This window comes from Acinetobacter sp. ANC 4910 (genome assembly GCF_004331035.1).
Taxonomy (GTDB): domain Bacteria; phylum Pseudomonadota; class Gammaproteobacteria; order Pseudomonadales; family Moraxellaceae; genus Acinetobacter.
Map to the genome: position 1 here is coordinate 398,893 of NZ_SJNT01000001.1, position 11,536 is coordinate 410,428.

The following is an 11,536-nucleotide window of genomic DNA, read 5'->3' on the forward strand; positions in this document are numbered from 1 at the left end:
AAATGCAACGCATTTTGCTGATTTTACGCCAAAGGCTACGCCTGCGGCAGAATAAACGATTTGAGAAAAAGAGCGCTTAGGCGCTCTTTTTTTTTATTTTAGATTGTACAAAATCATGATGTTAATGATAAAAAATACAATATCACTCCTAACAGATAATCAATGAATGCCTCTGATCGTAATAAACGCATTTTATTGATCATCAAATTTGAACTAGGTGTACAAATTGGAAGAAGGTTTCATATCTATAAAATAGACCAAGATCGGTTTAGTGAAGATAATTTTTAAGGGCGCTTAAGCGTCCTTTTTTTATTGCTTGAGATTTAGATCCATTTTTAACAAAAAATAATTCACATAAAACCATGATGTTCAGTTTATAAGTCATAATAGGTGTTGATTTAAGATATATAAAGATATATCTTATTAAATGTAAATTCACCTATAAAGCGAATAATCATCATGAAACATGGTTCTCATCCAGACTATGAGTCTTATGCCCATCCTTCAGAACGCCCGCATGGTGGACGTCGTGGTCGTTTATTTGAAGCTGGTCGCATGAAACTGCTGGTGTTGTATCTGATTGCCCAAGCGCCAAAGCATGGTTATGAATTGATTAAAGACATTAGTGAGTTGGTGGGTGGGGGATATAGTCCAAGTGCGGGCACGATCTATCCGACTTTAACTTATTTGGAAGATATGGGCTTTGTGCAGGTGCAACTTACAGAAGGTGAACGTAAGCAGTTTTATGTGACTGATGTTGGACAAGAGCATTTAAAACAACAACAAGCTGTGATTCAGCAGCTATTAGAGAAGTTGGAAACCAAGCGTGATATACAAAGTAAAGATGAATTGATGGATATTCATCGTGCGATGGAAAATTTAAAAACTGCTCTTCGTTTAAAGTTGAATGCAAAGTCAGTGGATGCTGAAACGGTGCATCAAATTGCGGCACAAATTGATGCGGCTGCCGTGGCAATTAGTCGACTTTAATTGTTAACGAGAGCGATGCTAATGCAGAGTCAGGAATTACTGAAACAGGTACATTTAAAAGTCTCTTTAGCTAGAACTTCTGTTTTGCAACAGTTATTGGATGCCAAAACAGCGTGTAGTGCAGAGCAGCTGTATTTGCAGTTACAACAGCAACAAAGCGGTTTGAGTTTAGCCACAATCTATCGTGTACTGACTGATTTGGAGCAGGCGCAATTGATTGAACGACAATATCATCAGCGTACCAAAGCCAGTTTTGTAATGCGTCAGCAACGAACTCAGTTTCAAATTTTAGATTTGCAAACTGGACAAATAAAGGCTTTTGAACATGACAATTTATCTAAATATCTAGCATCAGTTGGTCGATGCTATGCAACAGAAATTAGTCAAAGTTGAACTCACTTTGCATGTGCAACCTAAATCAGAATATGAATCGAATATATCTAGAGGAAAATAAAATGAAACAGCACCAATATCATATTACGGTACAACATCTTTGTGATGCTAAGGGGCAACCTTCAACCTATACTGAGAAATTGGCTTTTAATGTCGGTAATCATGATGATATTTTAGCTATTGTCGAGCGTATGCAAAAGGCAAAATTATTTGATGCGGAAGCGACCGCTGCATTTGCTGTCGGTTTAAAGTTGTTTGGTGAAACTCTGTTGGAGAATCGACAACATCCACTGTTCGAGCAGTTATTGCCGCAGTTCGGGCAATTTATGAAACATCTTAAACAGACTTTGGCGCAACAGAACACAGCTCAAGAAAAAAATGAGCCCTGATTTCCATAGAATTGCGTTAGGCCTCATTGGGTAAAGGATCAAAACAGACCACTTGATTACGACCATTTTGTTTGGCGCGATAAAGGGCAACATCGGCTTCTTTAATCAACAGATGTAAATCGACATCTTTAGGATCAAGCTGTGATACACCAATCGAAATGGTGAAATTAAGTTGAATATTATTATCAATGTATACCGTGGAAGATTCAATTTTTTGCCTTAATCGATTGGCAATCATCATGGCATCTTCCAGTGTAGTTTCAGGAAGAAGTGCAACAAATTCTTCACCGCCAAAACGTGCCAAAACATCTTCACGACGCATTTCTTTGCGCGCGATTTCTGCAATATTTTGTAGAACTTGATCGCCAATGTCATGACCATGGTTGTCATTGATGCGTTTAAAAAAGTCGACATCAAACATGAGTAAACAAATGGATTGATATTGCGGCCATTGATGGATTTTTTGATCGGCAATCAATTCGAATTGGCGACGGTTATTTAATTGAGTCAGCTCATCGGTATGTGCCAATTCACGCAACATATGGCGATCCCATTCTTCGAGCATAGAGCGTAGAAAGGTGCGGCGTGCATTTAAGGTGTTATTCCAACTGATATAGAGGCTAAAGATGAGAATTGGAATATAGACCAGTAAAAAGATAATCGTTTGTTGCAGAGTATTATTAAGATGTATGACGCCAGAAATAATTACAGCACTGATGAGTAAAGCAGTTAAAACTGAAGGTCGAAAGCGGACTTGAATAGATAAACAGCCCAACAAGATAAAAATGACCGAAGCATATTGATAAAAATAAACACTCGAATTTTCGGATTGATGGAGCAGCCAGAACCATACTGTGGCAGCGAAAGCACTCGAGATCGGCAGTAATAAGTCTAAAGTTAGAATATTTTTACAGTATTTAAACATCGCCCAATTCAGCAGTATAAAACTTGACACTGCACTTGTACGTGCTATGCCTGAAATATAGACAATATCGGGTAATAAAAACCAATCTGCAAAAAAATAACAAAGAAAGGACAGCTGTGCTAAAAAATTAATTTGTCTTAAATGGTGTCGTTGATGTACGTTCTGATAACTATAATAACACTCTTCAAATTGTGGAGGAATGGGAGCATTGTGATCTTGTAATGCACTCACGATTGCTGCACGATTTTCAGGTTCGCATAATTGGGAGGGTAAAATGTAACTATTTTCAGGAGTATGCTGAATTTTATTGCGGTTTTCTAATTCAATGCTGTGCTTATGACCCGATTCAGTCTGTCCATATCCTCCTTTAATCATAGGCTACTGCTCCATTGTATCTACAATGCATTCTTATGAAATAATAAACATTAATCACAGTTTTGTATATAAAATGCACACTTTTCATTGGTATAGGTATGTAAAGCCAAATTCTTTGTTCTTGTTCATATTTTTTCATTTTATTAGATAAATGCGATGCATTATATAGACAGCCGTATTTTATTGTATGGAATTTTTATCTTGTAGATAAAGATTTGCATGCAAATTTTAAATTGAACTGGTCGTTTGTAGATGTTATCGCTATGCTGATGGCATTGGAAAAACATAATTTAGGATAACAACATGACCAATAGTAACTATATTGAACTCTCAGATTCAGACGACTGCGAAAAATATATTAACCAATTTATTCAAGAGTTTCCTCTACGTTCAGCAGAAATTGGTCAAGGGACCATCATTAAACGTGCCTTGCCAAGTCGGCACAAACGTATGATCGGAGCATGGTGCTTCTTGGATCATGCGGGTCCCGTTAGCTTTCCGCAAGGGGATGGTTTGGATGTCGGACCACATCCACATATTGGTTTGCAAACCTTCACATGGATGATTGAAGGTACAATGATGCATACGGATAGTTTGGGGTCGAAACAGTTGATTCGTCCTAAACAAGTGAATTTAATGACTGCGGGATACGGTATTTCGCATACCGAAGTTGCCCCAGCGACAGAAACCCATATGCATGCGGCACAACTCTGGATTGCTTTACCTGATGACAAGCAGAATATGGCACCGCGTTTTGATCATTATCCAGAATTACCCACTTTAGAACAGGATCAAGTTGAGTTTACGGTGTTAGTGGGGGAGTTCTTAAATGTGGTTTCCCCTGTGAAAGTGCATACGGAGCTGTTGGGTGTCGATATGAAAGCTTCCGTTTCAACCTCGACACGTTTGTCACTTAATCCAAAGTTTGAATATGGCTTTTTGGCATTGGAAGGCACTGCGGTTATCAATGGTCATGAACTAAATGATGACAACATGTTGGCACTAGAACCTGGCGTAACAGAAATTACAGTGGAATTGCATGAGGGAGCGCGTATTTTGTTGCTTGGGGGAGAACCCTTTGAGTCTGCAATTTTGTTGTGGTGGAACTTTGTAGGACGCACCCAAGAAGAGTTGCAGTTAGCACGTGAACAGTGGGTCAATCAAGATGAGCGCTTTGGACGTATTCCTGATTATGACGGACCGCGTTTAGAAGCCCCTGTTTTCCCAGACAAAATGAAAGCATCAAAATAAGAAAGGAACAATAAGATGAGTATTATTGCGCAAGCACAAGTTCGAACGCGGGCAGAGCCTTGGTTGGGAGAGGTTTCGAGTGGCACCCATCATTTTCTGACCGATAAACCAGCTTCATTTGGTGGGCAAGATTTGGGACCAGCACCCTATGATTTCATTTGTTCAGGTTTGGTGTCGTGTACCATGATCACGCTGCGTATGTACGCACAGCATAAGCAAATTGATTTGGGTGACTTTAGTGTAGCAGCGGAGTTTCATGGCAATAAGGATGGGCAGGAATGGATTGAGCGTCGTTTATCCTTTCAGCAGCCTTTGTCAGAAGCATTGCAACAGAAAGTCCTTGAGATTAGTGAAAAAACACCCGTCACCAAAACTTTGTTACGTAGTTTAGAAATACACACCCGCCTGATTTAATCAGGCTTTTTATGTTCAGGAGAATTGCTGAGGTTAAGTAATTGTCCGATATTGGTAAATTGAGGCTAGGGCATGATTACCTTACATCATTTGGAGCAATCTCGCTCTTTTCGCATTTTATGGGCTTTGGAGGAGTTAAATCTGAATTATCAGATTCAGTTTTACCGTCGTTTAGCAACGTTTGCTGCACCGCCTGAACTGAAACTGGTACATCCTTTGGGTAAGGCACCAGTTTTAACGGATGGAGAGGAGAGCATTGCTGAATCTGCTGTGATTTTAGAGTATTTACAAGAACAGTATGATGCACAGCAACAGTTTAAACCGCAAGATCATGCCAATAAACAACAATACCGTTATTGGATGCATTATGCAGAAGGCTCATTAATGCCGCTGTTGGTGATGCAGTTGGTGATGAGCAATGTACCGCAGCATGTTCCTTTTTTGATTAAGCCTATCGCGAAAAAAATTACCGCAGGGGTGAAAGCAGGATTTATTCAACCCCGCTTAAAAGATCATGTGCAATTTTTAGAAAGCTATTTAGCCATCCACGACTATTTTGCAGGCACGTTCTCCTTTGCAGATATTCAGATGAGCTTTCCTTTGCAGGCTTTGTTGACAAGAACACAGGGGCAATATCCCAATATTCAAGCCTTTGTTCAGCGCATTGCCGAGCGTCCTGCATTTGCACGAGCGAAAAACAAAGAACAAGCTTTGTAAGGATTGAGGACATAAAAAAAAGATGCCGAAGCATCTTTTTTGTTGTTGCCTAGCGTTTGACTACAATGGAGTCGATTCCACTATGCTGTAAGGTTTGTTGTGCAATGACGGCAGCTTCTTGTGAGTCATAAGGTCCAGATACCACGCGATACCAAGTTTTACCCCCTTCAACAGTTTTCACTACATCGGCGGATAATCCATTCAAGATGATTTCAGCTCGACGTGCATCGGCACTGTCTGGATCTGGATAGCTACGCACCTGCAAAATATAACTCGGTTTACGTTCCACAGGTGTGGCGTTGATTTGAGCTTCACTAGAATCAGTGGCGGTGCTACTGGCTGCTTGTTCTGCTTGAGGGGCTTCTACAATCACTACGGCACCTGCGTCTTTATTTTCAGGAATAGCCTGTTCTGGAATCGGGGTGACTTGTTGTTGTGGCAACAAATCGTAAAAACGATAATCCTTGTTGGTGTCTTCCTGATAGTGTTCAGACGTGACTTGGTTTTTGGGTTGAACAGGTGCCCACGGTTTCCACAGCATTAAAGCAACTGCAAAACTAAGTACGATGAGAATAACCACAAGCGTACCTAACCATGCTGGAATCAGCGGTTTTTTGGGTTTATTGGGTCGTTCTGAAACACCGCGTTGCGTTTTTCCAAACACGTGGAAACCTCTTTTCTTCTAATCAATACGAGGGACTGATCCATTGTTTTCTTTATTTTAATGTTTGGCCTCAAGGAATTGAAAGAGGCGTTGTATCAAAATAAAGAATCGCTTTGCAAAACTCAAGTTTCACAAAGCGAGAAATACATCAGTGTTTACATGGTTACCTTAAGCGTAGCTTTCGGTCTTATGACAATATACAAAGCATAGCTTTGTTAATTACATTGTCTCAGGCGCAGATACACCTAATAATTCTAAACCATTGCGTAATACTTGTTGTACGTTTACTGAAAGCAATAGACGTGCTTGTGTAAGTTCAGCATCATCATTCAGTACTTTATGCTCATTGTACCAACCATGGAATAAAGCAGCCAATTCTTTTAGATAGTTCCCCACCTGATGCGGTTCGTAAGCATTGGCGGCACGCGCAACCACTTCTGGGTAAGCAGCAAGCTTGGCAAGAACTTCGGTTTCTGCATCCAAGTCCAATTTATTGGCAAATTGACGCGCAGTTTCAGCACTGAAATTTACGCCCATTGCAGCAGCTTTTTCAAGCATACGGCAGATACGGGCATGGGCATATTGAATGTAGTACACCGCATTGTCTTTGCTTTGTGAAACGGCAAGGTCTAAGTCAAAATCAATGTGTTGTTCCGATTTACGCATTACATAGTAAAAGCGAGCAGCATCATTACCGACTTCTTTACGCAGGTCACGTAAAGTCACGAACTGACCTGAACGAGAAGACATTTGCACCATTTCACCGCTGCGCCATAAGCTCACGAACTGAACTAAAAGGACAGTCAGTTTTTTCGAGTCGTAACCCATGGCATCAATAGCAGCTTTTACACGTGAAATATAACCGTGGTGGTCTGAACCCCAAATATCCAGCAGGTCAGTATAACCGCGTTGTAATTTGTTGAGGTGGTAAGCAATGTCTGAGGCAAAATACGTGGTTTGACCATTACGGCGTTTCACAACACGGTCTTTTTCATCGCCAAATTCAGTCGATTTAAACCAGATGTTGCCCTCTTTTTCGTAGAGGAAACCACGTTGATCAAGGGTTTGTAGTGCTTCATTAATTTTTTCAGTTAAAGAGGCTTCGCTGAACCAGTGATTAAAGGTCACACCAAACTCACCCAAGTCATCTTTAATATCATCTAAAATGGCTTTGAGGGCAGCTTGATGGAAAACGCGATAACCTTTGCCTGTTAATTGTTGTGAATTAAAAATTAAACCATCAATATGTTTTTCTTTGTCGCCAGAAAGCACAACTTTGTTGCCTTCAGCATCGAGTTCTTCAGCATATTGCACATCTTCAGGCACGTCTTTGTAGACATCTGCCACAGGGTGAACATAGGCATTGCCGTCTTTATCAATAATGCTTTGTGCAATTTCCTTAACGTAGTCACCTTGATAGGCATTTTTAGGGAACACCAGTTCCTGACCCGTTAGCTCTAGGTAACGTAAATAAGTTGATGTTGCCAAAATGTCCATCTGACGGCCCGCGTCATTCACATAATATTCACGATCAACTTTTGCACCTGTGGCTTCAAGCAGATTGGCCACTGTCATGCCATAAGCTGCACCGCGACCATGACCCACATGTAGGCTAGATGTTGGATTGGCTGAAACAAACTCAACTTGGATGCGTTTTTCTGCATTGACTTGGGTACGACCAAATTGTGTATTTTGTGCTTGAATTTGATCGAGTACAGTAAAACGCTGATCGGCATTTAAGAAAAAGTTAATGAAGCCAGGACCTGCAATTTCTGCTTTGCTGATGTCAGCCACTTCAGGCAGTGCTGCGAGAATTTTTTCGGCCAAATCACGTGGTTTTATACCTGCAGCTTTTGCACCAATCATGGCGATATTCGATGCGAAATCCCCATGGCTTCGGTCTTTGGTACGCGTCAAAGTGCTGTTGTTGTTCCAGTCAGATGGGAGTACGCCTTCCGCTTGAAGGGATTGCACTGCATGATCGAGCGCTGCTTGTATTGCCATGTTCATAAAGTCGAAAATAAATGTCGCAGAAAACAGCAAATATAGCAAATTTCGGACTAATAAGGTGAGTCCTTTCTATAGAATGTTTTTTATTCGCCTTTAAATTTTCAGCTTGGTTTTTATGAGACGTATCACATCTTGCTTGAGAAACTATGGCATAGTGAATAAATACATAATTTTGGAGTCAACAGATGACCACAGAACGTCCTAAAATTATTGGAAATATTCCAAAATTGCCGTCTAGGTTCGTGGGTTGGGTGATGCCTTTTTTTCTTTCCTGCTTAATGAGTGGCATTATTTCCTTTATTAATATGTTACGTAATTTGGGGTGGAGTGATACGTTTTTATCAGTTTGGTTTTCTGCATGGATGATGTCGTGGGCAATTGCCTATCCCGTGGTTTTGGTAATGCTACCCTTGGTGCGTAAATTGACAGGACTACTTGTAGAGATGCCGCCTAATCAGCCACCTAAGTAAGATGGAAAATTATCAAAGAAATTAGCCAAAAGTCTTAATTTCCAATAAGTATTTGTTTTATATTTATTTATTGATATTTTTTTTGATTTTAATATCACTTGAAAAAATACTTAGTAGATTGAATGGAATTAATTGTTTAAAAAATAATTATAGAAAATAACGATGATTTATGTTTCTGTTTTTGCAAGTTAACTTGCTTAAATGGCTTTATATTATGAATATGTCGGCAATATTTTTGGGATTGATGTAATTTATAAATATAAAAAAACAATAAATAAAGCCTCATTTAATAGCGAAATTATTTCAATACCATTATCACGTATCTAAATATACGTTACTGAAAAAATAGGGCTAAGCTATACGCCGAATCGAAGGAAATTTGATGACGTAAAGTAATCCTGCTGAGAGGATTGCGCGCACTGAGACTGGTTATGACAACTGCACAATTGAAGACGAAATACCCTTTATATATCCCGTACGCTGGAAACACCCTGTTAGAACTCCCGTTATTAAATAAAGGCTCTGCTTTTACAGAAGAAGAACGCACTCGCTTTAATTTACATGGTTTAGTTCCGCATGTAATTGAGTCGATTGAAGAGCAAAGTCAGCGCTCATACCAACAATACTGCGCTTTCAATGATGAGATAAATAAGCATATTTACCTGCGCAATATTCAAGACACCAATGAGACTCTGTTTTATCACCTGATTGAAAATCATCTGAGTGAGATGATGCCAATCATTTATACGCCAACGGTCGGTGAGGCGTGTCAACGTTTTTCAGATATCTATCGCCGTCATCGTGGGATTTTTATTTCATACCCTGACCGTGCACATATCGATGACATTTTGCATAATGTAAATAAAAAGAATGTCAAAGTGATTGTAATCACTGATGGCGAGCGCATTTTAGGTCTGGGTGACCAAGGGATTGGCGGAATGGGCATTCCGATTGGGAAACTTTCGCTTTATACCGCATGTGGTGGGATTAGCCCAGCCTATACTTTGCCAATTACCTTAGATGTAGGCACCAACAATCAGCAATTACTGAATGATCCTATCTATATGGGTTGGAGTCAGCCACGAATCAGTGGTGAAGAGTACTATAGCTTTGTGGATGAGGTGATGGCAGCGATTAAACGTCGTTGGCCGAAAGCACTGATTCAGTTTGAAGATTTCGCACAAAATAATGCGATGCCATTGTTAAACAAATACCGTGATCAGGTCTGCTGTTTTAATGATGATATTCAAGGTACGGCCGCTGTTTCGGTGGGTAGTTTGATTGCGGCATCCCGTGCGGCAGGCAAGCAACTCAAAGACCAAATTATTAGTTTCTTGGGTGCAGGTTCTGCGGGCTGTGGTATTGCAGAACAAATCGTTGCACAAATGGTGGCAGAAGGTTTAACTGAAGCCGAAGCGCGTGCACGTGTCTTTATGGTAGATCGCTTTGGTTTGATTACTGAAAATCAGCCTAATTTACTTGATTTCCAACGTAAATTGGCACAAAAGCCTGAAGTGATTGCTGCTTGGGGGAATGCCGAAGAACATATTTCTTTATTGGATGTGGTTAAGCAGGCCAAACCAACCGTGTTGATTGGCGTTTCGGGTCAACCAGGACTATTTACTGAAGAAGTGATTAAGACTTTAGCCAGTAATTGCGAATCTCCGATTATATTGCCATTGTCGAACCCAACCTCGCGTGTGGAAGCGGTACCTGCGGATATTGTACAGTGGACTGAAGGACGTGCATTAATTGCCACAGGCAGTCCGTTTGCGCCAGTGAATTATCAATGTAAGATTTATCAAATTTCACAATGCAATAATTCGTATATCTTCCCAGGGATTGGTTTGGGTGTGGTGGCTTCAGGCGCAACTCGTGTAACGGACAGTATGCTCATGGCATCAAGCAATGCTTTGGCTGACTGTTCACCAAAACTCAGTAATCCTGATGCAGATTTATTGCCCGATATTAATGATATTCAAAAAGTTTCTAAAATCATTGCATTTAAAGTGGCGAAAGCAGCCATGGACGCAGGTGTTGCACCGATGGTCAGCGATGAATTATTGCATGAAGCGATTGAAGCTAATTTCTGGAAACCAGAATACCGTCAATATCGTCGGATTACCTTTTAATCCAATCAAAAGATTTTTATAAAAAAAGAGGCGTAAGCCTCTTTTTTTATGGATAAGCGTTGAGCCTAAAACATTTCTCGACCGTATGTATGAACATGGAATAAAAATACTACAAAAAGAGCTAGACGTTGATTTGAGCGGTTCATTAGAATGTCGCGCTTAATATATGTATAGCTTTAGGGGTTGTACTATATTAATCTGGATCGTCTTTTACCTCTAAAGCCAAAAGACGATGTAAATTAATTCTGGGCTAAAACGCTATAATCAGAAAATCAATAAAAGAAAAATAGGGGTTGAGCATGTGTATTTAGAAGCTTGAAGACCTTTAAAATTCTTGCAGAGCATTATCGAAGCTGAGGCAAAAGACTCGGTTTGAGATTCAACCTAATCGCTGGAGTTGACAATTTAGAACTGATTGGAAAATGATTTATGAAAGAGGTCTATTATAACTGAATATTTTTCAAGGGGAAATTCACAACTTAATATTTGGGGGTGTTATAATAATGAGGGAAAACTATTATATCGCTATAATTTTTTAGATATGAATATGCAGTCGTCATGCGCTGAAAATGATAAAATATTTAGCCCAAGTTTGTTTAATTTGAAAAATAAGAATAAAAAGAGTTGTATATACCTTTCTTTTATTCTTAGTAATAGACAACTTGCATAACTCATAAACCGAACAATCATTTGCTGTAATTCTGCACCGACATTTTTTGATATTTCATGCATAATTTATGCATGAAATATATTGATATACAGAAACTGACTGATCCTCAGTTCAAACGCCTAACGGGAATATCTTG

Annotated in this window: 11 protein-coding genes and 1 pseudogene; 9 read left to right on the forward strand and 3 right to left on the reverse strand. The window is 39.8% G+C overall.

The features are described from left to right. Positions 1 to 195 precede the first annotated feature (195 nt). The 4 genes and pseudogenes from E0H82_RS16640 to E0H82_RS01750 all read left to right on the forward strand — a co-directional run. Positions 196 to 288 (forward strand): annotated as a pseudogene (locus E0H82_RS16640) (restriction endonuclease); the annotation flags it as partial. A gap of 171 nt (positions 289 to 459) precedes the next feature. Next, a complete protein-coding gene (locus tag E0H82_RS01740) occupies positions 460 to 990 on the forward strand; it encodes a PadR family transcriptional regulator (RefSeq protein WP_131262711.1) in 531 nt (176 codons plus the stop codon). A 15-nt stretch (positions 991 to 1,005) separates the two neighbouring features. Further along, the gene (locus tag E0H82_RS01745; RefSeq protein ID WP_131262712.1) at positions 1,006 to 1,383 is read left to right on the forward strand and encodes a transcriptional repressor; all 378 of its coding nucleotides are present in this window, start codon (positions 1,006 to 1,008) and stop codon (positions 1,381 to 1,383) included. A gap of 62 nt (positions 1,384 to 1,445) precedes the next feature. Further along, a complete protein-coding gene (locus E0H82_RS01750; RefSeq protein WP_131262713.1) occupies positions 1,446 to 1,772 on the forward strand; it encodes a DUF3861 domain-containing protein in 327 nt (108 codons plus the stop codon). Between the two features lie 16 nt (positions 1,773 to 1,788). On the opposite strand, the gene E0H82_RS01755 is transcribed toward E0H82_RS01750, so the two are convergent. Next, positions 1,789 to 3,072: a GGDEF domain-containing protein gene (locus E0H82_RS01755; protein ID WP_131262714.1), complete on the reverse strand. Its 1,284-nt coding sequence runs from the start codon at positions 3,070 to 3,072 to the stop codon at positions 1,789 to 1,791. Between the two features lie 303 nt (positions 3,073 to 3,375). Between E0H82_RS01755 and E0H82_RS01760 the strand changes: the two genes are divergently transcribed. The 3 genes from E0H82_RS01760 to E0H82_RS01770 all read left to right on the forward strand — a co-directional run bounded on the left by E0H82_RS01760 (position 3,376) and on the right by E0H82_RS01770 (position 5,454). Then, positions 3,376 to 4,323, forward strand: a complete 948-nt coding sequence (locus E0H82_RS01760; protein WP_131262715.1) for a pirin family protein — start codon at positions 3,376 to 3,378, stop codon at positions 4,321 to 4,323. Between the two features lie 15 nt (positions 4,324 to 4,338). Next, a complete protein-coding gene (locus E0H82_RS01765; RefSeq protein WP_131262716.1) occupies positions 4,339 to 4,737 on the forward strand; it encodes an OsmC family protein in 399 nt (132 codons plus the stop codon). Between the two features lie 72 nt (positions 4,738 to 4,809). Further along, a complete protein-coding gene (locus E0H82_RS01770; protein WP_131262717.1) occupies positions 4,810 to 5,454 on the forward strand; it encodes a glutathione S-transferase in 645 nt (214 codons plus the stop codon). 49 nt (positions 5,455 to 5,503) lie between these two features. On the opposite strand, the gene E0H82_RS01775 is transcribed toward E0H82_RS01770, so the two are convergent. Beyond that, on the reverse strand, positions 5,504 to 6,118 hold the full coding sequence (locus E0H82_RS01775; RefSeq protein ID WP_131262718.1) for an SPOR domain-containing protein: 615 nt from the start codon (positions 6,116 to 6,118) through the stop codon (positions 5,504 to 5,506). A 219-nt stretch (positions 6,119 to 6,337) separates the two neighbouring features. After that, positions 6,338 to 8,128, reverse strand: coding sequence for an arginine--tRNA ligase (argS, locus tag E0H82_RS01780; RefSeq protein WP_131262719.1), 1,791 nt, complete (start codon positions 8,126 to 8,128; stop codon positions 6,338 to 6,340). Between the two features lie 185 nt (positions 8,129 to 8,313). On the opposite strand from argS, the gene E0H82_RS01785 reads away from it, so the two are divergent. Beyond that, a complete protein-coding gene (locus E0H82_RS01785) occupies positions 8,314 to 8,598 on the forward strand; it encodes a DUF2798 domain-containing protein (RefSeq protein ID WP_131262720.1) in 285 nt (94 codons plus the stop codon). Between the two features lie 431 nt (positions 8,599 to 9,029). Further along, on the forward strand, positions 9,030 to 10,730 hold the full coding sequence (locus tag E0H82_RS01790; protein WP_131262721.1) for an NAD-dependent malic enzyme: 1,701 nt from the start codon (positions 9,030 to 9,032) through the stop codon (positions 10,728 to 10,730). Positions 10,731 to 11,536 lie beyond the last annotated feature (806 nt).